Source organism: Sutcliffiella sp. FSL R7-0096, assembly GCF_038595065.1.
Taxonomy (GTDB): Bacteria; Bacillota; Bacilli; order Bacillales; family Bacillaceae_I; genus Sutcliffiella_A.
The window spans coordinates 1041912-1063533 of the sequence record NZ_CP152003.1; the positions used below are offsets into that span (position 1 = coordinate 1041912).

The 21622-nt window shown below is 40.5% G+C and carries 27 protein-coding genes; 23 read left to right on the forward strand and 4 right to left on the reverse strand.

Going from position 1 to position 21622, the window contains the following annotated elements:
- Nucleotides 1–31: 31 nt before the first annotated feature.
- Nucleotides 32–472, reverse strand: a complete 441-nt coding sequence (locus tag MKY77_RS05255) for a cell wall hydrolase (protein ID WP_339149231.1) — start codon at nt 470–472, stop codon at nt 32–34.
- Nucleotides 473–620: 148 nt separating this feature from the next.
- On the opposite strand from MKY77_RS05255, the gene MKY77_RS05260 reads away from it, so the two are divergent.
- From MKY77_RS05260 to MKY77_RS05270, 3 genes are read left to right on the forward strand one after another with little or no spacing between them, the layout of a single operon-like run.
- Nucleotides 621–1367, forward strand: a complete 747-nt coding sequence (locus MKY77_RS05260) for a hypothetical protein (RefSeq protein ID WP_339149232.1) — start codon at nt 621–623, stop codon at nt 1365–1367.
- Complete coding sequence (locus MKY77_RS05265) at nt 1364–2083, forward strand: hypothetical protein (protein ID WP_339149233.1); 720 nt, start codon at nt 1364–1366, stop codon at nt 2081–2083. Before MKY77_RS05260 ends, MKY77_RS05265 begins: the two co-directional genes overlap by 4 nt.
- 36 nt (nt 2084–2119) lie before the next feature.
- A complete protein-coding gene (locus tag MKY77_RS05270) occupies nt 2120–2572 on the forward strand; it encodes an NUDIX hydrolase (RefSeq protein WP_339149234.1) in 453 nt (150 codons plus the stop codon).
- A 162-nt stretch (nt 2573–2734) separates the two neighbouring features.
- Here MKY77_RS05270 and MKY77_RS05275 read toward each other — a convergent pair whose 3' ends face one another.
- On the reverse strand, nt 2735–3154 hold the full coding sequence (locus MKY77_RS05275) for a hypothetical protein (protein ID WP_339149235.1): 420 nt from the start codon (nt 3152–3154) through the stop codon (nt 2735–2737).
- A gap of 619 nt (nt 3155–3773) precedes the next feature.
- Between MKY77_RS05275 and MKY77_RS05280 the strand changes: the two genes are divergently transcribed.
- The 4 genes from MKY77_RS05280 to MKY77_RS05295 all read left to right on the forward strand — a co-directional run bounded on the left by MKY77_RS05280 (nt 3774) and on the right by MKY77_RS05295 (nt 5326).
- Nucleotides 3774–3971, forward strand: a complete 198-nt coding sequence (locus tag MKY77_RS05280; protein ID WP_339149236.1) for a hypothetical protein — start codon at nt 3774–3776, stop codon at nt 3969–3971.
- A 13-nt stretch (nt 3972–3984) separates the two neighbouring features.
- Nucleotides 3985–4386 carry a hypothetical protein gene (locus tag MKY77_RS05285; protein WP_339149237.1) on the forward strand — a complete coding sequence of 134 codons (402 nt, stop codon included), beginning with the start codon at nt 3985–3987 and terminating at the stop codon, nt 4384–4386.
- Nucleotides 4368–4970, forward strand: coding sequence for an AAA family ATPase (locus MKY77_RS05290; RefSeq protein WP_339149238.1), 603 nt, complete (start codon nt 4368–4370; stop codon nt 4968–4970). Before MKY77_RS05285 ends, MKY77_RS05290 begins: the two co-directional genes overlap by 19 nt.
- A 185-nt stretch (nt 4971–5155) precedes the next feature.
- Nucleotides 5156–5326 (forward strand): hypothetical protein, encoded by a 171-nt coding sequence (locus MKY77_RS05295; RefSeq protein ID WP_342515665.1) that lies wholly within the window; start codon nt 5156–5158, stop codon nt 5324–5326.
- Nucleotides 5327–5739: 413 nt separating this feature from the next.
- Here the strand turns inward: MKY77_RS05295 and MKY77_RS05300 are convergent, their stop codons facing one another.
- Complete coding sequence (locus MKY77_RS05300; protein ID WP_339149240.1) at nt 5740–6651, reverse strand: DMT family transporter; 912 nt, start codon at nt 6649–6651, stop codon at nt 5740–5742.
- A 251-nt stretch (nt 6652–6902) separates the two neighbouring features.
- Here MKY77_RS05300 and MKY77_RS05305 point away from each other — a divergent pair, with 251 nt between their 5' ends.
- The 8 genes from MKY77_RS05305 (at nt 6903) to MKY77_RS05340 (ending at nt 15407) form a co-directional block, all read left to right on the forward strand.
- The gene (locus MKY77_RS05305) at nt 6903–7109 is read left to right on the forward strand and encodes a hypothetical protein (RefSeq protein WP_339149241.1); all 207 of its coding nucleotides are present in this window, start codon (nt 6903–6905) and stop codon (nt 7107–7109) included.
- Between the two features lie 73 nt (nt 7110–7182).
- Entirely contained in the window at nt 7183–9081 is a 1899-nt protein-coding gene (shc, locus tag MKY77_RS05310; protein WP_339149242.1) for a squalene--hopene cyclase, read from the forward strand.
- Between the two features lie 164 nt (nt 9082–9245).
- Nucleotides 9246–10223, forward strand: a complete 978-nt coding sequence (locus MKY77_RS05315) for a YncE family protein (RefSeq protein ID WP_339149243.1) — start codon at nt 9246–9248, stop codon at nt 10221–10223.
- A complete protein-coding gene (locus MKY77_RS05320; RefSeq protein ID WP_339149244.1) occupies nt 10220–10903 on the forward strand; it encodes a response regulator transcription factor in 684 nt (227 codons plus the stop codon). Before MKY77_RS05315 ends, MKY77_RS05320 begins: the two co-directional genes overlap by 4 nt.
- The gene (locus MKY77_RS05325; RefSeq protein WP_339149245.1) at nt 10900–12285 is read left to right on the forward strand and encodes an ATP-binding protein; all 1386 of its coding nucleotides are present in this window, start codon (nt 10900–10902) and stop codon (nt 12283–12285) included. The genes MKY77_RS05320 and MKY77_RS05325 overlap by 4 nt, the downstream gene beginning before the upstream one ends.
- 115 nt (nt 12286–12400) lie before the next feature.
- Nucleotides 12401–13780 carry a PepSY domain-containing protein gene (locus tag MKY77_RS05330; RefSeq protein WP_339149246.1) on the forward strand — a complete coding sequence of 460 codons (1380 nt, stop codon included), beginning with the start codon at nt 12401–12403 and terminating at the stop codon, nt 13778–13780.
- 19 nt (nt 13781–13799) lie between these two features.
- On the forward strand, nt 13800–14279 hold the full coding sequence (locus tag MKY77_RS05335; protein ID WP_339149247.1) for a FixH family protein: 480 nt from the start codon (nt 13800–13802) through the stop codon (nt 14277–14279).
- A gap of 405 nt (nt 14280–14684) precedes the next feature.
- The gene (locus tag MKY77_RS05340; protein WP_339149248.1) at nt 14685–15407 is read left to right on the forward strand and encodes a D-Ala-D-Ala carboxypeptidase family metallohydrolase; all 723 of its coding nucleotides are present in this window, start codon (nt 14685–14687) and stop codon (nt 15405–15407) included.
- A gap of 237 nt (nt 15408–15644) precedes the next feature.
- Here MKY77_RS05340 and MKY77_RS05345 read toward each other — a convergent pair whose 3' ends face one another.
- Nucleotides 15645–16202 carry an MEDS domain-containing protein gene (locus tag MKY77_RS05345; protein ID WP_342515666.1) on the reverse strand — a complete coding sequence of 186 codons (558 nt, stop codon included), beginning with the start codon at nt 16200–16202 and terminating at the stop codon, nt 15645–15647.
- Between the two features lie 199 nt (nt 16203–16401).
- Between MKY77_RS05345 and MKY77_RS05350 the strand changes: the two genes are divergently transcribed.
- The 8 genes from MKY77_RS05350 to MKY77_RS05385 all read left to right on the forward strand — a co-directional run bounded on the left by MKY77_RS05350 (nt 16402) and on the right by MKY77_RS05385 (nt 21534).
- On the forward strand, nt 16402–17379 hold the full coding sequence (locus MKY77_RS05350; protein WP_339149250.1) for an NADPH:quinone oxidoreductase family protein: 978 nt from the start codon (nt 16402–16404) through the stop codon (nt 17377–17379).
- 8 nt (nt 17380–17387) lie between these two features.
- Nucleotides 17388–17666 carry a hypothetical protein gene (locus MKY77_RS05355; RefSeq protein ID WP_339149251.1) on the forward strand — a complete coding sequence of 93 codons (279 nt, stop codon included), beginning with the start codon at nt 17388–17390 and terminating at the stop codon, nt 17664–17666.
- 156 nt (nt 17667–17822) lie between these two features.
- Nucleotides 17823–18080: a hypothetical protein gene (locus MKY77_RS05360; RefSeq protein ID WP_339149252.1), complete on the forward strand. Its 258-nt coding sequence runs from the start codon at nt 17823–17825 to the stop codon at nt 18078–18080.
- 78 nt (nt 18081–18158) lie between these two features.
- Complete coding sequence (locus tag MKY77_RS05365) at nt 18159–18464, forward strand: hypothetical protein (RefSeq protein WP_339149253.1); 306 nt, start codon at nt 18159–18161, stop codon at nt 18462–18464.
- Nucleotides 18464–18844, forward strand: a complete 381-nt coding sequence (locus MKY77_RS05370; protein WP_339149254.1) for a hypothetical protein — start codon at nt 18464–18466, stop codon at nt 18842–18844. The genes MKY77_RS05365 and MKY77_RS05370 overlap by 1 nt, the downstream gene beginning before the upstream one ends.
- A 126-nt stretch (nt 18845–18970) precedes the next feature.
- Nucleotides 18971–20185: an MFS transporter gene (locus MKY77_RS05375; protein WP_339149255.1), complete on the forward strand. Its 1215-nt coding sequence runs from the start codon at nt 18971–18973 to the stop codon at nt 20183–20185.
- Nucleotides 20186–20198: 13 nt separating this feature from the next.
- Nucleotides 20199–20756, forward strand: a complete 558-nt coding sequence (locus MKY77_RS05380) for a histidine phosphatase family protein (RefSeq protein ID WP_339149256.1) — start codon at nt 20199–20201, stop codon at nt 20754–20756.
- Between the two features lie 52 nt (nt 20757–20808).
- Nucleotides 20809–21534, forward strand: coding sequence for an alpha/beta hydrolase (locus MKY77_RS05385; RefSeq protein WP_339149257.1), 726 nt, complete (start codon nt 20809–20811; stop codon nt 21532–21534).
- Nucleotides 21535–21622: the final 88 nt, after the last annotated feature.

Here is a 21622-nt window from a genome sequence, read left to right on the forward strand (position 1 = left end):
CTGTTTGGTAAGCTCCTTTAACTTTATACCCTTAACCCCTATAAACGCTGTCACATGTATCGGCAATTGGCTCATAATAGCAATGCTGTTTGAATTGTCCCGCAAAAGGCTGATCATACCATGTTGGAGGACATGGAGCATAAGGATTGAAATACCATAGCGCAAATTTAGCTGGGTGTTCCCTCCAAAAGTCCAATGTTTTCTTCGCTAGTCTTTTCTCCACTTCCCTGGCTCGGTTGTAAAAGATATTCCCTTTTTGGACCGCTTCAAAAGAGTAGTTCCCACCTTGTACCTGATAGATTACCTGCGGAATGGTCCTTACATCTTTAAAGTCCAGGCAATCCGCTATTGCGCGATTGACAATAACATTTCCTACATACAACATACCTTGTTTTCCTTCGCCTTCCGCTTCTGCACGTATCATCCTGGCCACTAAAGCCAAGTCTGAATCTGTATATTTTACTCTTGCCATTTATCTCACCCCACCATATTGTATGAAATACGCCCAGATTGTTGTCATAAATTATTTGACTGTTTTTCTTTTTTCCTAATGTTGGGTTTTATTTTAGAGAATGGTAGAATGGTAGTGGGAATTTTTATGGTAAATTGGGGTGTGTTTATTGAATTTTTTTTGGAGTTTTGAATGGAATATTATAGGGATAATATGCACCATCCTTGGATGGACAGTGATTACTTTTTGGGGATGGAGGATCTATCGTAAGCAGGATAAGAAAGAGCTACCCAGGATTTGGAGAATTGTCATAACGGTTTGGATTGGCCTGTTATCTTTTTCTTTTAACATAACTTTTGCTGGAGAATTGCTTTCCTTAGCCATTCTGCCACTTGGTGTTTGGTTGTTGTATGCACTTATAGGGAAAGAGCGTTGGGAAGCATACCGCAAATATGCTTGGATCGGTTTTACTGGGAATTACATATTTTTGTTAACATCTTTATTGGCAATTGGATTATCGAGTGTGTTTTACCCCAAGGATGAGGTAGAAACGTTTCTTGCAGATGTTGATTCAGCTGAATTATTGATCACCCATCCATCTGGAGAAGAAGTTATTCTTAATAAAGTAAAACTGGAAGAGGATCTCCAATCATTTGAACAAACCCGTTTAGATGTTATTCAATGGACTGAAGAAATAAGGGAACAGCAATGGGCAATAGAGGACAACAGGACGTCTGAGAAGGTTCAGGAGAAATTTCCTTATTCACTAACAGGTGTTAAACCAAAAACCGGTGAGAAAATAACTGTTTATGTAGAAATGGACGGAAATGGCTTATTAGTAACAACAAAGAACACTCAATACTACTATCGTTCTGATACCGCATCCTTTCTTGAGAAAAGGGGGAATGCACAATGAATAAACAGCTTTTAGCAGTTCTTATTTTTGGGGGTATTATAGCATTGGGTATGGGGGTATTTTATTTCTTTTCAGTCCCGAAAGAATTTTATACAGAAGAAGAGTTGCTTGAAAATTATTATCATGTAACGCCAGAAATGAAATTCCAAATTCAAGACATCGTTCAACTGGACGAGAAAACATATATCGTTCTGCACCATTCTTATGGTGACAAATATGGATCAAGCGTTTGGGTTTGGAGAATGGGGAAGTGGGATAATGTTGGATCATCATCTTCGACAGGTCCTCAAATCCTCAATAATAATGGAAACTCATATGTTTACTGGAACTTGGACCCAGATGATATTGCGCAAAAAGTGGAGATATTTGTAACATCCAGAAGGAACTATTCCATCACTAATTCCGGTGCTTCTGACCGCAAGGAAGTTTATTACCCACAAATACAAGTGAAACATGAGATCGAGTTAGGAGAAAAAAGCTATGGCTATGCCAAGCTACCATCTCAATGGAAAGAGCTAACAGGTTCTTTCGATGTTAGCCCCGCCGATAATGGAATTTTACCTTCCAGTCATTATTTTACGTATCAATATCAGGCTCTTAATGACAAAGGCGAAGCGATAAGTCTTGAACATACACATCGTAATGGTGGCGGTGGCTCCTATTCGGGGGATTATGTCATTTTCATGGGACCAGTACAGTCGGGGGACTTGGAATAGACGAAATGAGCATATTTCTTAAAAGGTGTGATTGATATGAAAAGAGTGGACGTTGCTTACGTTTTACTGCTCGATGAAATTAGTGGGAAAATCCTTATAGTGAAAAACACTGGTCCAAAAGGGTCCTATTATACGTTGCCTGGTGGTGCGGTGGAGCCCGGAGAAACATTACAGCTGGCTGCTGTTCGAGAAGTGAAAGAGGAAACTGGACTGGATGTGGAGGTAAATGGAATTCTGACAGTTATGGAAGCATTCTTTGAGGTAAAAGGGCATCATGCTATTTTCTTTGTTTTCAAAGGTGAAGTAATTGGTGGCGAAATAGAAATCAACATGCCTGAGGAAATTGAAGAAGTTGTTTGGATGGATGTCGAAGAGGCTGAAAAATATTTGAGTTTTTCAGAGGGAGTTAAGGAATTATTCCAAAGGACAGTACCTTATAGTTATAGGGGAAGGGTGCAACATACTTTGTCAAGAAACAATGGGGAGTAATTCATTTGGGAAATTTCAGTTGTGTCAGTAGCTTTTAGGTTATTGTGTAGGAAGGATGCTAGCTCTATAAGCCCGAAGCACCACCAAAATAATAGAAAATAAATTTAAAAAGGGGCATTCCTTATTGGAATCACCCCTGCCTTTTGTAGGTGAAACACGTACCTACTCTTTTCTCGTAAAGTCAAATCCATATTTTTTACTTAACTCCAACAGCTGAATTCTTAAATTTTGCACTTCATCTCTCCGGTCAAACGTTTTTATCTCCCCACCTTTGAAATAAAGTTCCAAACTCTGCTCTTTTGTTTCATCATTTATAACCAAATATACTTTTTCAATATCTTCCCAGCCGTATTGTTGTTCGTCGGTAAAAGGACTAGCTACCGTGGCCATACCAGCAAAGTCGACGACAGTGACCGGTTTAATTCCTATAACCATTAAAGAAATTGCTAGAAAGAAGCAAATGAAGCTTAATGCGACTTTTAATCGGTAATAGAAAAAGGATAATACAGCACCGGTAATTAGCAACAGGAGCGCAACTACGAAGTAAATATATGTGTCATCGCAGGCGTTTCTACTATCCAAACCGTACTGCCATCATGGAGAACTTTGTGAATCATATATGGTAATAGCCATATGATCAAAGGAGAAAAAATAACCAAAGCTATGGCAGCCACCATAAAATAATGCCGCTTTTCGTAATTTTTCATTTTGAACGCCCCCTTTAGTTTACATACGTTATAAAGAATGAGAAGTTTCAAGAAAAAGGTAAAATTTACTGAATTATGTGAAACTTCCACTCGCTTAGACTCGTATATTAGTTGAAAGCAACCTAGGAGGGATTCCATGGATCAAGCAATAGGGATTATACTTGCGCTGCCAATGTATATTGTATTGATTTGGATCTATTTCAACCCGAGAGAAGGAATGCTGTTTGGTCAAAGGTGGAAGTACAAGGACTAACCTGACTTTACGGATGAGGCATTATGGTTTACCCGTTCTGCATCTGCTATAGGATTGTTCTTCATTACGATTGTTTTGGTGTCGACAATATTTAATCCCATGTATGGACTCCTATTATTTGTTGGGTTGTTCCTGTATATCTTATACAGTATTTTCAAGTTTAGAAGCAAAGTGCTGGATGAAGAGTAAGAGGTAAAGCAATGAGAAAGATATTCAACTTTATTAATAAGGGGGAGTCTAAATGATTTGGCTATTTGTCATCATACCTATCTTGTTTCTTCAAGTAATCACCATCTATATGGATAAAAAGAACATAGGAATGAATCAACCTCCAGATATGAACAGAGGCAATCAAAATATCGAAGCGGAAACTACCAGGTATCAGTTTAACCAATTCAATAACCACGGTGGCGGTAGCGATAGTGGAGGGTCAAACTAAAATGAGTGCAAATATGCAAATAAATGAGGAGAATTTCAAAGTCTTAAAGGCTTCTAAAGATACTTTAGGGAGCCATCTTCAACTTGAAGTCACCCTTCCAGATGGGAAATGTATAATCAGATGGGGGCTGGATGAGGTTGATTATATGAGAATTAAAGATATTGTTAAAAAGAATTATTTTGATATTCTCGATGCAGAGTATTACTACGAGATACTTCCCTATGTTTCTGTAAGCCTTGATAAGCCTAAGGGAAAGCAGAAGTTCATTGCGAGCGTGCGCTGTGTACAAGGACAGAAGGCGGCGAAAATAGAGTTTGAATGTTCGGAAAGATTTGCAGGGAATATGGAGTGGTTTAGGCAGGAAGTAAGGGGTTTGGAGGATTTGGAGAGTTTGAGATGGGAAAAATTCAAATAATGGAACATGGAATAGGAACATCCAAAAGACTACTGATCATGACCGTCGGAAAAACACATAGTGGAAAGACGACCTTTGCCAAGAAACTTGAGCAAGCCTTGCAAAATTCCATGGTAATGGATCAGGATAACCATGCTGAATTCATTAACACCCACTACCAAAAACTGCAGCCCACAGCTGGCCCAAATACCCTCAAACATGCCGTTTCAGAATTGATTGTCCGATACGCAATAAATCAGACCGACCTACACCTTATCATTTCCAACGCAAATAGAAACCTAAAAAGTCGCAAGGACCTTCTTGCAAAGTTCTTTCCAGAGGATGAATTTTACCGTATTCTCGTTCATTTTGATATTCCGGATGAAGTCCTTAAAGAACGTGTAGAGAACAGTATGAGAAGCACGAATATATTCAGGGGTGCTTCTAACTTTAAGGAAGTACTCAACAGACAACAGAAGGAATCCCTTCTTGAAGATGTGACAGATCCAGAAGAAGGGGAAGGAAATAGACTATTTATTATTAGGGATAATCGCGAGGAGGAAGAAGTAATTCAGGAAATCTTAGAAATCGTGAAAGGTAAGTAAGGTGTTGATCATTCAAAGTTTAAAAGATGGTTTAAGAATTGCATTCTGCTGTTCTGTTTTTTTTCGTCGTTGATATTTATTTGGAATGGTTAATATATTTATTTTGTGAATAATTCCAAGGAAGAATCATGATAATACTTATAAATATCATTTCCAAACTCAGCTTTCATGAAAAGGACATAATCATGATTGGACTAATTCTGGCTATTATCCTATTTAATATTATCGCATGGAAAGTAAAGAAAAAATTAACTCGGAACCAAATGGTGCACATTTGGTTGTTTACGATTGCTTTTCAGTTAATACATGATTTGATTGTGGAATTTAAGTTGGGAGGATATTGGTATTTTAATTAGGGAATTGATTGGGCAGGGCTGTTGGCTCATACAGTATTAATCCCCCCAGTTAATATCTTGTTCCTTAACTTTTTTCCTTTTAAAGAGAAGGTTTCCAAACAAATTTTCTATTTCTGTGCCTGGGTTTTCACTATTATTATTTATGAAATTATTGCTTTGCTACCTGAACCATATGGATATTTTAATTATGGTTGGTGGAAGTTGCAATATTCTATGGTGGAAGATGTAATCTTGCTTTTAATTCTATTACGATTTTACAAATACATTATAAGTCTCGAGAAATCCCTACTAAAAAAACAAAATCAATCACCAGGAGGAGTTCAATGAACTCCTGTTACAAGGTGTCATCTGCCACTATTAACTCATCCGCATAATTCTGATCAATAAATAATGAGCTGTACTAATTGCGACTTTCATAAGGTTTCTTTTTTGTTTGTGGTTCGAATACCGTTCTTGGTTCGCCTCTGTTTCATATTCCCAACCATTATCCCGCCTAAAATAAGAGCAACTCCGACCCATTGATATACACTGATATGTTCAGATAATACAAGGGCTGACATGATTACTGCGACAGGAAGCTCGGAGGCTGTAAGGATCGTTCCAAGACCTGGTCCGACATGTGGCATCCCAATGGAAAAGAGTAATGGGGGAAGTACCACACCAAATATACCTAGAATTAATCCATAAGGAGCTAATCCTATTACAGTTTGTAAATCCACTAAAAATACAGGGGGAAACAAGGTAAAAGTAACAATCAAGCCTCCGGTGGAAAGAAGGGCGCTTTTTTGAATTGCAGGGATATCTTTGCCTACGATCCCACTCAAAAATATAAATATGGAAAAAGTAAGTGCAGCAAGTACTCCCCATAAAACTCCCTGCAAAGAAACGGATTCGACACTTCCCCCAAAAATTCCCGCTGCTAAAACAGATCCTGAAAGTAAGATCACAATAGAGAGAACCTTACCTGATGAAGGACGCTTCTTATAGAAAATCCATTCAATCAATGTGCCGATCCAGATAAATTGAAACAAACAAATGATAGCCAGGGAAGCTTCAAGTGTTTGCAAGGATTGATAGTAAAGCAATCCTGTTAGTCCCATCGGTATTCCTGCCAAAACAAGCTTGAGTGTTTGAATAGCTTGGAAATCTTTCTTTCTACCAAAGAAAGTGACGACCCAAATAATGAGGGTACCCACCAACACCTGACTACCTGTTACCTCACTCATGGAATAACCTGCAGCATATGCAAGCTTCACAAATGTAGACAAGATCCCCAGGCAACATCCCCCTAAAAATACAATCAACGCATAATGCCAAGTCTTCATACTATCTACCCGCTTTCTTTGATTGAACATACAAAAAAGCCACACGACTGCCCGAAGACAGTCGTGTGGCGAAAATAGAGTGATCTCTAGAAAAATCCACATGTAACATTTTATTATTAAATTTCCAAACCAAATTATAACGGATTGGGTGACTTATTTCAATCGTATTTTTCTCATATCCCACAACACATTAAAAGTTGTCTTCCGAACAAATTAGGAGCAAAGTTGGTAATAACAGGAGGGGACGGAAAATGAACTTTAAAAATTCGATATCAGACACTAAGTTGAAAATGGTACATTTGGAAAGAGAAATGAAAAGGCTGGAAAATTTAAAAAGGAGAGAAGATATCCACAAATTACATGAGAGACTGATAACGATAAATAGGGAAATCGACCAGCTGATTCTCGAAGCTAATAAGAGTACAGGAAAAATTCGTGTAAGTTTCCCGTTAATATAGGCTTCTGAATACCCTTCTAAATTTTTCAAACCTACATATGGTGTATAAAAACGTATACATCATGGAGGGAAATATGAAGACGATTGATAAAGTAAACATTTCTCTAAATGACATGATAGGTGACCTTCTCGGGAAGCAATCGGATAATGGTTCCTGGAATTTTTGCTTTGAAGGAAGCAGTATCATGACAGATGCCTATATGATCATCCTGATAAGAACGCTTAAATGGACAAATGAAGAAAAGCTTGTCAAAGCGCTTGTCAAACGAATCAAATCCCAGCAAGCACTAAACGGATCCTGGAAGGTTTACACAGATGAAAACGAAGGTAATCTCAGTGCTACCATAGAGGCGTATTTTTCCTTATTATATTCAGGATACGTTGCAAAAGACGATGACTATATGCTTAAAGCGGAACGTTTCATCTTGGATCATGGTGGACTTGCAAAAAGTGATTGGTTGACTAGAATGATGCTGGCATTGAATGGGCAGATAAAATGGCCAATGATTGTGAAGAGCATTCCGATAGAAATTATGATAATACCCAAATGGGCTCCCATTAATATCTATAACCTCGTGGGTTATGCGAGGGCACACTGGATACCTATCATCATCTGCAGTAATTTGGACGCATCCATTTTACATGCACAGACTCCGAAATTGTCTCATCTTCATTCAAGGGAAGCGCAAGAAGAGGATCACCGCTTGCTAGATGGTTTGAAAATCCTCAGCCACTATGTGAAGAATACCGTAAAAAAACTTTCCTCCACACCTAGAGAACTACGAAGAAAAGCCTTTAAAAATGCCGAACATTACATGATAGATAGAATCGAAAAAAATGGTACTCTGTACAGTTATTTCAGTGCAAGCTTTTTTATGATCTATTCTTTGATGGCACTTGGTTACGACAAGGACCACCCTATTATTGAAAATGCTTTTTTGGGGATGAAATCCTATCTATGTAGAAATCAATCCGACGACTCCAGCTTTATTCAAAATTCCCCTTCAACCGTTTGGGATACAGCATTGTTGACAGGAGCATTAATCAATGGCGGAGTTCCGATACATAATGATGCTGTCACCAAAGCCGGTACATATCTTCTTTCAAGGCAACATGACAAGTATGGAGATTGGGCGGTGAAAAACCCTGATGTCCCACCAGGTGGATGGGGGTTTTCCGATATCAACACAATCGTTCCGGATATAGATGATACAACGGCTGCTTTAAGGGTTGTCACAGTCTTAGCGCAGGCTGATGGACGGTATAAGAAAGCCTGGAACAAGGGAGTGCGATGGCTACTTTCCATGCAAAATGATGACGGAGGCTGGTCGGCATTTGAAAAGAATACAGATAACTACCTCCTCTCCCTAATTCCATTTCGCTACGAGGATAGAGTGCTTTTTGATCCATCGACCGCAGATCTAACTGGCAGAGCCCTATACTTCCTTGGAGAGTACACTACCATCTCAAAGGATTCCGAAAAAATTGTTGAAGCAATTATGTGGCTTAAACATAATCAAAAAGAGGATGGTTCCTGGTACGGCCGCTGGGGAAACTGTTATATCTATGGAACTTGGGCTGCTGTGACCGGATTGAAGGCAGTAGGTGTACCAAGTACAGATCCAATGATCAGCAATGCGATAAACTGGCTCCTCTCCATTCAGAATAGAGATGGCGGCTGGGGCGAATCCTGTTCAAGTGATATTCGGAATAACTATGTCCCACTTCATCATAGTACCCCTTCTCAAACTGCCTGGGCATTGGATGCATTGATTGCCAGTTCTGTTAAACCAACTCCCCAAATAGAAAAAGGGATACATGCATTAACAGGTTTGATGGCAGCATCTGATTGGAGAACCGAGTATCCAACAGGCGCTGCCATTCCCGGCGGATATTATATCCATTATCATAGCTATAAGTATATTTGGCCTCTGCATGCTTTAGGGAACTATCGGAATAAATATGGGAGTTAATAGGAAAATCGTTATGAAGAACAGCTGAATGACAGAAATCCACAAGGTGATTCTATAATTTGAATCACTTTTTTGTGTGAAAAAACCTTTTTGGCATTGCTCACACATTATTCACAATTTTGGAGTAGAATAAGGGTTAATATTTCTGTTTAGGAGTGTAACGGATGAAAAATCCCTTTATTATAATTGTGGCATTACTTACGCTGACCTTATCCGCATGTACAAGCTCTGATATTGCATTGCCGAAAACGGAGAATAAAGAGTCGGTCATCTATGTGAGTCATTTGAAAGAGAATGCCCTAACGGCGTTGGACCTGTCCACAGGGAGTCAAGAGAAGGTAAGTCTGCCTTTCAGGTTTTCGTCGATTGTGGAGATGGAGCCAGGAAAATTCATGGCTTCCGTCAAGGAAGAAGAAAGCCTTTATGAGATAAATACAATGGAGAATAAAGTTACAGAATTCATGGATATCGAAGAGGGAGTCCTTGAATTATTGTATGACCAGGACAATAAATTGCTTTATACCGTCAATGGAAAGAGCAGTAAGTTACAAGTTATTGATCTTGAGAAAAAAGAGGTTGTTCTGGAGGTAAATGTGGGTGAGTATCCGTCCAAGATGGTCAAGTATGGAGAGAGGCTATTTGTACTTGCCGCCGGGAGTGGGGAAGTATATATATTGGATACATACAAAAACGATATAACCAATTCATTTTCGGTAAATGCAAGGCCAGAGGGATTGCATTTTGACGGCAAATATATTTGGACAGGTGGTCATGGAGAGACAGGTGAAATGAATGAGAAGGTATTCGCCTATGACCCGGAAACTGGTGATGAAATGTTATCAAAGGAAACAGGGCTAATGCCTATCCAAATTTCTCAGATTACTGATACTTCTTCCATTTACGTGCTTAGCCACGGAGATCATAGTTTGACGAAGTTAAATCGGGACACCTATGAGGTGGAAAAGAAAATCCATGTTGGGGATAATCCCAGCTATATGATTGCCGATGGATCCAACTTGTATGTGTCGAGTCTTGATGGCGATGAGGTATTTGTCCTTGAAAAGGATAGCTTGGATGTTATAGAGGAGTATGGAGTTCAGGGTGGTCCCTTTTTATTATTTAAAGGAGGCGATGGAGAGTGAAGAACGCCTTTCAAGTACTAGTGGTGGATGATGAAGCAGATATGAGGGAAATGCTCGGTATCTACTTGAAGAACGAAAACTATCAAGTCCTCCATGCTGAAAACGGGGAAGAGGCTCTTGATTTACTTTTCGATCATGAGGTGGACTTGATCATCCTCGATGTGATGATGCCGGTCATGGACGGTTTTACTGCCTGTAAAAAAATCCGTGAAAAATATATGATGCCAATCCTGATGTTGACAGCTAAAAGTGATGAATGGGACAAGGTCAGAGGGTTGAAACTTGGCGCAGACGATTATGTGATGAAGCCATTCAGTCCAAAAGAGCTCCTAGCAAGAATAGAAGCATTGCTCCGTCGTTCCAATCAATCCTTTTTTGATGTGGTTTCCAATTCTGAGATTACCGTTCAAAAGAGTGCTCGGCAAGTCCTTGTAGGAGGAGAAAAAGTCAATCTTGCAAGAAGGGAATATGACTTATTGCTTTTTTTGATCGAGCACGAAGGCAAAGTGTTCAGTAGAGAACAACTTCATGATGTTATCTGGGGCCTGGATACCGAGAAAGGTTCTTACCGCACCGTGGATACACATGTAAAGACATTGAGATTAAAGCTTAAGGATGCAGGAACTAAAATAAAAACGGTTTGGGGAATCGGCTATAAATTTGACGGTGATGAGGCATGAAGCCTTTATCCATCCGGAATAAAATCTGGTTGACCATCCTATCTGTATCCGTGCTGACCATCATCCTTGTAGGTGGGATCTCTTACTACCTTTATCAAACTTTATATATAGAAAAGCAGACAGATATGTTGGCGAAGCAGGGTCAAACCTTGGAACTGGCCTATTATGAAGAGGGACGGGAAACCTTTTCTGATCATCTGGACTGGTTGGAGCAAAGCTCCGAAACTTCCATTATTTTTACAGATGATCCGATGCAACTTGCAAGTGGGGCACCATTTGATTCGTTTGCTGAAGAAAACCTTATCACTTTTAGCGAAAGGCAGGAATTGCTGAAGGGCGAGACGTTGACTTTTACGAAATTCCATACCGGGTTGGACCAGGAAATACGTGCCGTAGTTATTCCGTTACAAATGAACGATAGATTAGAAGCCGTTATTTTCCTCTATATGCCTCTTACTGCGATTGCCGAAGCCTTTCAGCCAATTAGAAACTTCCTTTTTATTGGGATGGTTATGCTGATTTTACTTCTCGCTTTTGTAGGAACGAAAATGACGAATAGAATTGTACGTCCCATCAAGCAGATGGAGAAAGTGGCAAAAGACATCGCACAAGGGGATTTTTCTAAAAGGTTGTCGCTAAAAGGGGAAGATGAAATCGCGAGCCTTGGAAGGTCCATCAATACGATGTCATCCAATCTTGAGGAAATCGACAGGAACAGACGTGAATTCCTGGGCAATGTATCCCACGAATTAAGGACGCCGATCAGCTACCTTAAAGGGTACGGTGAGGCGTTGGGGGAAGGAATCATTACCACAGAAAAATATGTAGAAACGGTTACAAAAGAAACCGATAGAATGGATCGCCTTGTTCACGACCTTCTGGATCTTGCTCAGCTCGAAGGAGACTCGTATCCAATGAACAAGGAACCAATCATACTGGCGGAACTGATAAAAGAAGTGCTGGGACGCTTTCGCTTAAAGCTCGATGACAAAAAACTTTTAACGGAGGTACAACTTAATGAAGAGGTAGTCGTGAATGGCGATCATCGGAGACTAGATCAAGTAATGGAGAACCTTCTGAGCAATGCGCTTAAATTTACGCCCGAAAAAAGGACGATACGAATTTCTGTGGTGGATGGTAATACGATGGGTGTCCTTATAATCGAGGATGAAGGCATAGGGATTCCGGAAGAGGATGTTCCCTATATTTTCGAAAGGTTTTACCGAGTTGAGAAAGCCCGGACAAGAAAAAGCGGCGGAACCGGCCTTGGCCTCTCCATCGTTCAGCAGATTATTAACAAGCATGACGGCAAGATTATTGTCGATTCAGAGCTTGGAAAAGGCACAGTGGTGACTGTGGAAATTCCGTTGTTCGATTTTTAGTTCCGTTTATAAAATATTTATTTGTTATCCTAGCTGTTGATTGTATTCTTCATTCTTTTTTCACATTTGCCTGTCAGAATATAAGCATACGAAGGAAAGTTGAAGGTGTATGCTTATGGAAAAGAAAACAAAACAAGAAAAGGAGAAAAATCAAACCAGAAACGGCCTCTACCAAACCATGTGGAGATGGCACTTTTATGCTGGGATCATTTTTGCTCCTTTTTTAATAATTTTGGCATTCAGCGGTGCCGTGTACTTATTTAAGCCTCAAATTGAATCTTATATCTATAAGGATCTTTATTATGTAGATGAAACAAAGGAAACAAGTTTGTCTGTTAATGCACAGGCAGAAAAGGTGCGCGAAGAATATCCGAATGCTTCCATTACTTCAGTGTCTATTTTTGATAAGGAAGAACGTACTTCCAAGTTTGCTACCATGCAAGATGGTAACCCTGTCAGTGTTTATGTAGACCCATACTCCGGAAAAGTTATGGGGGAAATGCCTGTTGAAAAAGAATTGATGACCATCTTTAAGAAGTTACACAGTGAACTGATTGTAGGTGGGACGGTTGCCAACCGTTTTGTGGAGCTTGCAGCTTGCTGGGCAATTATTCTTATATTAACTGGCCTCTATATTTGGTGGCCGAGGAACCGTGCTTCGATATGGGGAACCGTACTTCCGAGATTACGAAGCAAAGGACGGGTGTTTTGGCGTGACATGCATGCTGTTCCAGCTTTTTGGATGTCCATTGGCCTTTTGGTGTTGATTTTGACTGGACTGCCATGGTCCGGTGTGATGGGAGAACAAATCAACCGAGTGGCAACTGCGACGAATACCGGGTATCCGGCATTCTCCTTCAGCTTTGGACCAAAGCCTGAATCGGTGACGGTGACAAAAGATGTTGCAGAGAATGTGCCATGGGCAGCGGAAAATGTTCCAGTGCCTTCATCGGTAAACAATCAATATGTGCCTTTGACACTAAATGACGCATCAGGCATTGCAAATATGAAGAATATCCAAAAACCATATACCATTTCCATGCCACAAGGGGAAAGTGGAGTGTTCACGATTGCTACCTCCCACTCCAGACCGTTTGATAACGCAACGTTGCATGTGGACCAATACAGTGGTGCCATCCTGACAGATGTCAGATATGCGGATTATGGGATAATGGGAAAAGCAATTACGCTTGGCATCGCCCTGCATGAGGGTAAATTATTCGGCTTAGCCAACCAGTTACTGGGGCTAGTGTTGTGTGTGGGCCTTATCGGTATGATGGTAAGCTCCCTAATTATGTGGAGAAAAAGAAAGCCGGAAAATAGTTTAGGTGCTCCAGGCCGAAATGTCGATATCAAGACAAAAAGGGCCGTTACCATTATCATGTTGCTGCTTGGTCTTATCATGCCGTTGGTGGGAATCTCCATTATCGTGGTATTGCTATTAGATAAACTTGTGTTTGTAAGAATAAAACGTTTTAAAGCCTGGTTAGGGTAAGAAAGGTGTTGTTTTTGATATGAAGAAAATTATGCTAACTGTTGTTCCATTTTTATTGTTATTGGTTGGATGTACAAGTGCACCTGAAGAGGAGACTTCTTTAGAGATTGTCCAGGTGGAAATGCAATTCCCGGAAAAAGTGGATGAAGCGGAAGAGGTTGTAGTAAAGACCCTTGTCACACAAGGGGAGGAGAAAGTGGAAGACGCCCAGGAAGTGCAAATTGAAATTTGGAATGTGGAAAAAGGAAAAGAAAACAGTCAACTTCTTGATGCAGAACATGTTGGGGATGGCGTTTACGAAGTGAAGCATTCTTTTGAGGTAAATGGAGTATATCGTGTTCAATCCCACGTGACCGCACGTGACATGCACGTCATGCCAACCAAGCAATTGGTGGTCGGTGATCTGAGTCAGGAAGAGATAGATGCTATCTTGGAAAGTGAAGCGGAAGAAGAGGCTCATGATGGCGGGGATCATGGAGACCATGGGAATCATCACTAAAGGTAGAGAGAAAAAAGTCCAGTTGAGAGAAAGGGAGTGGTGACTCTTTCATCTTGACTGGGCTTTTTTTGTTGGGAGATAGAGGAGTGTCTGGTACAAGAGGTTAAGGGTAATCACTGCGCACTATTGATGCCCTAAGCGAAGCGATATTCCCCCTAATACATCAAGAAATTTCTCTTATTCTTATAGGAATATTTTTACTATTTCTAGTGGGAATACTTTATATTTATTACTAGAAACCTCTACTCTATTAACGTAGTGGAGTTTTTCATAAAACAGTAAAGGGGGCATCATACATACTTCTATTCTAGTAATCTCTTATTCTAGCAATCAATCGTTGTCGGGGCTGCAGTTTGATTTGAACAAGACATTCAAAAAACTATTGTGGTTGGGAGAGATGTAAAGATGTTAAAAGCGTATCAGAAGATGTTGGCTTTCAGTTTTACTTTGATGCTCGGGATGGTATTGTCCTTGGTCACGGCTGAAGAAGCCTCTGCTTATAACTGGACAAGGACGCTTAGTGAGGGTTCTAGTGGAGCGGATGTAAGAGAATTGCAGATCCGGGTGGCCGGTTGGGCAGCTGATTCTCCTCAACAGACAGTCGTTAGTGTGGACGGCCAATTCGGACCAGGAACGAAAGCGGCAGTCATCCGTTTTCAGCGTGCTTACGGATTATCGGCAGATGGGATAGTTGGACCACAGACACAAGCAAAATTAAACGAGTTGGAATCACCAAATGGAACGAAACACTTCAGTTACAGTGAATTTCATTCTAAAGACGGAAGCGGGTTCAACGGAGGGAATGTATCGGCAGCAACCGTGCAGGAGAACGTACGTCGAATGATGTACAAGCTTGAAGCGATACGTGTAAAACTGGGGAATCGCCCGATGAATGTCAATTCCGGATTTAGAAGCATCTCTCACAATCGCAATGTTGGTGGGGCATCAAACAGTCAGCACACTTATGGGATTGCTGCGGACATCAGCGTTTCCGGTGTAAGTACTACTACTGTACGAAATGCTGCGAAAAGCTCCGGTTTTAGTGGGATCTATAGTGAAGGTAGCTTTACCCATATGGATAGCCGAGTAGAGTATCCATATGGAACGCAACACTGGTGGTGGGAATAAGATAGAAAAGGGGGCTTATCAAAATGATAAGCCCTTCAGTTTGTAGACAAAGCTTAAAATAATGAAATTCTCTAGTTGATCGCAGTGGAAGGAGCGAAGACTCCTGCGGGAGGCTTCCGGACTGCCCGCGGAAAGCGAAGCTCCTGCAACGAAGATCAACTCTTCCAACAAATAACCTAACTACTTTAAAGTTTGTCAACAGTATGAGTGGCTTATCAAAAATAATAAGCCACTTTTTTATACTTCAATTGTAGGTTGATATAGTTCTGATACAACCAATTCTTCTTCCACAAGTATATAAGGATGTGTTTCTAATAAAATTTCTCTAAGGTAATCCGGCATTTTTGCTCCTTCATAAGCACAAACCAAAGGGAAATCAAACTGATGAACCGCATTATCGACGATACGCTCAAGATCCTCAACGATATGCAATGGACCGTCCATTGTTGCCCACTCTACATGTGCCCATGAGCGAAATGGTAGTTGCTCTTCTACTAACTTCTGAACAGTTTTTACAAAGTAATTATATATCGCAGGGGGATGGTAGCTTCCACTAGAAAAATAGAAATCAAAATTATTCACCCATTTTACTAACTTCATTTGTTCTTCTGATAAACGAGTGCTCAGCTTTTGTACTAGCATTGGATAAACCCTCTGATTTTCAATTACAATTACATAGTCTCCTGCTGATACGCCTGATTGGACAAAGTCTACTAGTTTCTCCATGTAATGCTCCCTTCCTTCGTAGGAATATAGGACATGGATATTCCTTTGCTCATTAAAAAGACTATTCATTCTGCTTTTCAAGTGATCACCCCTTCATCCTCTTATTTTCTTATCTACTTACTATACTACTAGAGAACATTGGAAAAAGCGATGAGCGAAAGAATAGATAAATCTAAAGTGCAAAGAAGGAAAAATAACCCACTATATGGAATTTATATAGGTTGAAAATTTTTTCATAGAGAACGTGTGATAGGAAGGAAGGGGCTTAATGAAAGCTTTAATGGTTACAGGGTTTGGTGGAACGGAGTTTCTTAAGGTACAAGAAATAGCCATTCCTAGTATAAATGATAATGAAGTATTGATAAAAGTTGCAAAGACAAGCGTCAACTACGCAGACATTAAATCTAGATACGGGAAGAAAGGTCCGACATTACCATTTATTCCAGGGTTGGATGCTACAGGTTACATAGAAAAAGTTGGATCAGGTGTCACCGGATTGGTAAAGGGGCAGAGGGTTATCTCTTTCCCGAAAGACGGATCCTATGCAGAATATGTGGTGGCAGAAGAGGCACTAGTTTTCCCAATACCTGAAGAACTCGACTTCAGAATGGCAGCTGCTGCTCCAGTTGTTTCTTTTCTGGCACATCGACTGCTCCATAATGTAGCACGAATTTTAGAAGGAGAGTCGGTCTTGGTACATGCCGCAGCCGGTGGAGTAGGAACAACCGCCATTCAACTGGCGAAAATAATGGGAGCGGGTCTGGTGATCGGCACAGTAGGAAGAAGAGAGAAAGTACAAGTGGCAAAGGAAAGTGGAGCTGATTTTGTCATATGTTATGAAGAAGAAGACTTTGCGAGTAAGGCAAATGAGCTGACAGGTGGCAAAGGAATAGATATCATTCTCGATTCAGTTTCAGGTGTGGTGACAGAAAACAGCTTGAACTGTTTGGCTCCATACGGGAGATTAGTCCATTTTGGAAATTCTAGCGGAGAAGTTGGAAAAGTAAAAACGGTGGACCTTCATTCAAGTTGCCGATCTGTATTGGGTTTCAGTCTAGGTACAACACGTAAACTCCGCCCACACCTCTTGAAAGAAACGGCTTCAGAAGTTATCCCATTATTGGTCAATGAGCAATTGAAGATTAAAGTGGGGCACGAATTTTCTTTGAGCGATGTTGCAGATGCCCACACATTAATGGAACAAAGAAGGAACACCGGCAAGATTATTATAAATGTAGGGGAGTAGATGGCAGTATGCCTTTAGCGATTATTGTGTTGGTGTTGTCCATTGGTTTGGGGGTCTTTCTAAGCCGCAAGTATCAGGATAAGGTGCTGATCATCTGGGGACTTATCACGATGCTTTCCATTGCTCCGTTCTTCAGCTGGATTGTTGCGATGCTTGTTGGAGTAAGTGTAGGGGATGGTTTTGCTGCAGTGGCAGTCATGTGGTTGATGGTTCCGGCCTTGTTCGTGATAGGAGTCGGGATGGTAGGTGCTGGGGTGTACAAGAAAGTGACCGGGGAGAACCTTTAAGGTAGTAGATGGATTGCTCCATTTTAGCGGCCGTAGAATCCGAATTACTCAGAAAATTCGTTTGGATACTTTCCTATCAGCTTTGGATAATTAAAAAATGATTTTAAAGGTGCTTCGGACATTTGCGTGAGTTGTCCGAGAAAGAAAGGGTGCACAATGAAAAATATCGATAAAAGAAACCGGCTGGATGAATCACCTTTCAGCTACCGCATTTCCAAGAACAACTCTGTTTTCCTGGATTATGAAAATCGACAAGTGAAAATTCTCAAAGGAAAAGAAGCTGATAAATTCCTAGAGCGGATGGAAGCTGCCGAAGATGATAAAGCCAAGCAATTGATAATGGCAAAAGTTACGGGGAATTTCAAAAGAGGCAATGAGCGGAAATCAAACTCCAATAAAAATAATAATAAGTAAGGACAACATGATTAAAGATCTGTGAGCTAATATCCACAGATTCTAAATCATCTAGAAAGATCTTAATGGGAGGCATTTATGAAAAAGAATCTAATTATACTAATCTCTCTAATTGGCATCGTTTTATTGCTACACTCCACTCCACACTCTGCTCTAAGAACTTACGTCTTTTTCAGCGGTTACCCAATAATCGCGGTGACTACGGATATTGTCGATGATGAATATCATAACCGGGTGGACAAGGAGAAATTTGAAGAATTGAATGGAAAAGCATACACCCTGACCAAACCGCCTATTGAAAAAGCGACACAGGGGGAGTTGAGAAATTACCTTGTCCGAAAGGTTGGTATTTTTCACTATGTGGAGTTTATTGGGGAAATGTAGTGGGTGAAAAGGTAGCTAGAGATACGGAGCGAGGTCAAAGTTGCCGTTGGATGATTAACGAAAAAGGGGACCATATGAAAAATACTCTAACCAACATTAGTAAGGTTTCAGTGGGTATTGGTTTTATCTTATTAGCTCTTTTTATTCTTGAGTTCGTTGGTGAATTCTCCTCCAAAATGGAAGGTGTTTATTATATTCTCGGCATTCCGTGGCGATATCCGATGTTTACCGCCATATTGGCATTTGGAGTAGGGATGTTCCTTGACCGGGGCACCAGGAAATATGCGATGGCCGGATTTATGGGGCTTGCTGTGTTGTTCCTCAGTTTAATCACCATTTATTTGTTCATATTTTTTTCTTTTGCCAGTGTAGGTGGTTAATTGAAAAAGTACCAGTAAATTTTTCAGAATAATATGATATAGTAATAAATGTAAAACGAGAGACATATGCATCGGGGGATCTCCGGTGCTTTTCTTTTGAGTGATTTTTTGGATAAGGGTGGTAGCATGACTTCTTGGAAATATCCCTTTCTACTGATTGCCGGAATAGGCATCTCTTATTTGGGGAGCTGGATTTACTTAATTGCATTAAATATATCCATACTAAATATGACAGGTTCTGCAGCGGCCGTTGCGGGATTATACATCATCAGGCCGATCGCCATTTTGTTGACCAATACATGGGCTGGCAGTGTCATAGATAGGGTGAACAAAAGGAAGCTGATGATTTGGGTGGATGTTGCCCGTGGGGGATTGGTGTTTCTCATTCCATTCATTGATTCTCTTTGGGTTATCTACTTTCTTTTGCTAGTTATCAATATGGTTGGGGCATTTTTCGGACCGAGTTCTTCTGTGTACATAACGAAACTTATTCCGGTCAACGAACGTAAAAGATTTAACTCATTATTAAGCATGACAAGCTCAGGTGCTTTTCTTTTGGGACCGGCCATTGCCGGGTTTCTCATCATGTATGTTAGTACAGATGTATGTATTTTGATCAACGCAGTAACGTTTTTAATGTGTGCTTTCTTCATTTTTCTTTTGCCGGATGTGGATGAGAAAACGGAAAATGTGCGGGAACCTATTCGCCTGCAAACTCTATTGGGGGACTGGAATGTAGTCAAAGATTTCTCCAAGAAAGCAAGATTTTTCATCACTGTCTATCTCCTGTTTCAATCCGCCATGCTAATTGGGTTTGCACTGGATTCTCAAGAGGTGACATTTATCAAACGAGTCCTATCTTTGTCCGACCGTGACTATGGGCTAATCGTAAGTTTAACGGGACTCGGGGCTTTGGGCGGTGCGTTTGTTTCTGCTTTGGTGGCCAAAAAAGTATCATTAAAATTTTATTTAGGAATAGGGATGCTTTTGACCTCTGTTGGATATGTAGCCTTTTATGCCTCTTACGACTTTTTTACTGCAACGGCTTCATTTGTATTCCTCGGCTTTTTCATGGCATTTGCCAATGCAGGATATGCGACATTTTTTCAAAACTCTGTTCCAGTCCATATCATGGGGAGATTCGCAAGTATCGCAGAGATGTTCCAAGGGATGGTGCAAATCGCCCTTACTCTTTTACTTGGCTTTACCGCTGAGGTGTTCTCTTTGCAACTTGTTTGCCTGATATTTTCTAGTGTTTCGACCGTTTTTGCATCTGTTTTATTAATTATCATTATAAGACCATCGAAAGCAAGCTATTTTAGAGAAGAAGTTTCCGTTTAACGAAGGGGGAAATATGTTGACTAATCTGTATTTCGTTAGGCATGCTCATTCGAGATACACACCTGATGAATGGGAGCGGCCTTTATCAGAAAAAGGTTACAAAGATGCTGAGAGAATACTAGGTTTGATCCGACCTGACAATGTTGATGTAGTGGTTTCCAGTCCCTATAAAAGAGCTGTTCAAACAGTGGAAGGTGTTGCGCGGCACTACAATCTGGAGATTGAGATTTTTGAAGATTTGAAAGAACGTACGTTGACAGGTAAGCCTGCTGAAGATTTCATAGCAGCCATCACAAAAGTCTGGGAGGAGCCAAACTTCGCTTGGGAAGGCGGCGAATCCAATAAGGATGCACAGACTAGAGGTGTGGGCTTGATCCATCACCTGTTGGACAAGTACGAAGGAAAAAATGTCGCTATTGGTACACATGGAAACATAATGGTGCTGATTATGAATCACTTTGACAAGCAATATGATTTCTCTTTTTGGAATGGTTTGGACATGCCGGATATTTACAAGTTGACGTTTGATGGGGAAGTGCTGGTTGGGGTGAGTCGGTTGTGGGAGAGGTGAAAGGCTAGTATTGGATACATTTCATTAATTTCAGAAAGGTGTTGGAGGATAGATGTTATTACATACAGAAATTTGGGGAGATGGAGAACCAATCGTCTTTTTACATACAGGATTGCAAACAGGGATGACCGATTTTGAAGATCAGCGGGAGTATTTTCAAACTCGATATAAGGTGATTTTGCCGGACTTGAGGGGGCATGGAAAATCCACCTCCCGAGATCTCTCGAACTATTATGAGGAGAGTGCAATTGACTTAAAAGAAACGCTTGACCATTTAGGAGTAGGATGTGCTCATATAGTTGGCTGTTCCATTGGTGCATTGGTTGCGTTATTCTTGGCGAAAAGATTTCCTGAAAAAGTGAAAACCTTAACCCTATCTGGGATGATGCCGGAGAAACCAGATAATTGGAGGGAAATACATCAAAATATGGTCGAACAACAAAATGCGCTTTTAGAGAATGAACAAATCAGAGCATACTTTGACCAACTTCATGGCAAGGGTTGGGAAGATTTCATCAAACTAGCAAGTCAAGAAGATTCCTATCCATTTGAAGAAACCGCCGATTTAGAAGGGGTAGAATTGCCAACTTTGTTCATGGTGGGGGAGAAAAACACTCATGAAACGCGTGGGGCCATCTTTTACGGAGGGTTAAGTCAGCATATCCACATATCAATCATTCCATTTGCAGGACATCTTGTCCATTCCGAGCAACCAGAAGTCTTTAACCTAGTTTTGAATGGATTTCTAGGGAAATATAGTGTGATTGGTGTAAATTAGCCAGTTAAAATAGGGGATATTACCTAATCACGAAGATGGGACAGAAGAAGTTTCAGCGAGAGATTGATATATCAGGAAATCTATGAAT

Bases quoted from the DNA above. Each gene is read 5' to 3' on its own strand.
- MKY77_RS05350 (WP_339149250.1), top strand. From the start codon at position 16,402: ATGAAAGCTTTAATGGTTACAGGGTTTGGTGGAACGGAGTTTCTTAAG.
- MKY77_RS05280 (WP_339149236.1), top strand. From the start codon at position 3,774: ATGATTTGGCTATTTGTCATCATACCTATCTTGTTTCTTCAAGTAATC.
- shc (WP_339149242.1), top strand. From the start codon at position 7,183: ATGAAGACGATTGATAAAGTAAACATTTCTCTAAATGACATGATAGGT.
- MKY77_RS05255 (WP_339149231.1), bottom strand. From the start codon at position 472: ATGGCAAGAGTAAAATATACAGATTCAGACTTGGCTTTAGTGGCCAGG.
- MKY77_RS05295 (WP_342515665.1), top strand. From the start codon at position 5,156: ATGATTGGACTAATTCTGGCTATTATCCTATTTAATATTATCGCATGG.
- MKY77_RS05290 (WP_339149238.1), top strand. From the start codon at position 4,368: ATGGGAAAAATTCAAATAATGGAACATGGAATAGGAACATCCAAAAGA.
- MKY77_RS05345 (WP_342515666.1), bottom strand. From the start codon at position 16,202: ATGAATAGTCTTTTTAATGAGCAAAGGAATATCCATGTCCTATATTCC.
- MKY77_RS05385 (WP_339149257.1), top strand. From the start codon at position 20,809: ATGTTATTACATACAGAAATTTGGGGAGATGGAGAACCAATCGTCTTT.
- MKY77_RS05300 (WP_339149240.1), bottom strand. From the start codon at position 6,651: ATGAAGACTTGGCATTATGCGTTGATTGTATTTTTAGGGGGATGTTGC.
- MKY77_RS05360 (WP_339149252.1), top strand. From the start codon at position 17,823: ATGAAAAATATCGATAAAAGAAACCGGCTGGATGAATCACCTTTCAGC.
- MKY77_RS05265 (WP_339149233.1), top strand. From the start codon at position 1,364: ATGAATAAACAGCTTTTAGCAGTTCTTATTTTTGGGGGTATTATAGCA.
- MKY77_RS05340 (WP_339149248.1), top strand. From the start codon at position 14,685: ATGTTAAAAGCGTATCAGAAGATGTTGGCTTTCAGTTTTACTTTGATG.
- MKY77_RS05325 (WP_339149245.1), top strand. From the start codon at position 10,900: ATGAAGCCTTTATCCATCCGGAATAAAATCTGGTTGACCATCCTATCT.
- MKY77_RS05315 (WP_339149243.1), top strand. From the start codon at position 9,246: ATGAAAAATCCCTTTATTATAATTGTGGCATTACTTACGCTGACCTTA.
- MKY77_RS05365 (WP_339149253.1), top strand. From the start codon at position 18,159: ATGAAAAAGAATCTAATTATACTAATCTCTCTAATTGGCATCGTTTTA.
- MKY77_RS05375 (WP_339149255.1), top strand. From the start codon at position 18,971: ATGACTTCTTGGAAATATCCCTTTCTACTGATTGCCGGAATAGGCATC.
- MKY77_RS05285 (WP_339149237.1), top strand. From the start codon at position 3,985: ATGCAAATAAATGAGGAGAATTTCAAAGTCTTAAAGGCTTCTAAAGAT.
- MKY77_RS05305 (WP_339149241.1), top strand. From the start codon at position 6,903: ATGAACTTTAAAAATTCGATATCAGACACTAAGTTGAAAATGGTACAT.
- MKY77_RS05335 (WP_339149247.1), top strand. From the start codon at position 13,800: ATGAAGAAAATTATGCTAACTGTTGTTCCATTTTTATTGTTATTGGTT.
- MKY77_RS05270 (WP_339149234.1), top strand. From the start codon at position 2,120: ATGAAAAGAGTGGACGTTGCTTACGTTTTACTGCTCGATGAAATTAGT.
- MKY77_RS05380 (WP_339149256.1), top strand. From the start codon at position 20,199: ATGTTGACTAATCTGTATTTCGTTAGGCATGCTCATTCGAGATACACA.
- MKY77_RS05330 (WP_339149246.1), top strand. From the start codon at position 12,401: ATGGAAAAGAAAACAAAACAAGAAAAGGAGAAAAATCAAACCAGAAAC.
- MKY77_RS05355 (WP_339149251.1), top strand. From the start codon at position 17,388: ATGCCTTTAGCGATTATTGTGTTGGTGTTGTCCATTGGTTTGGGGGTC.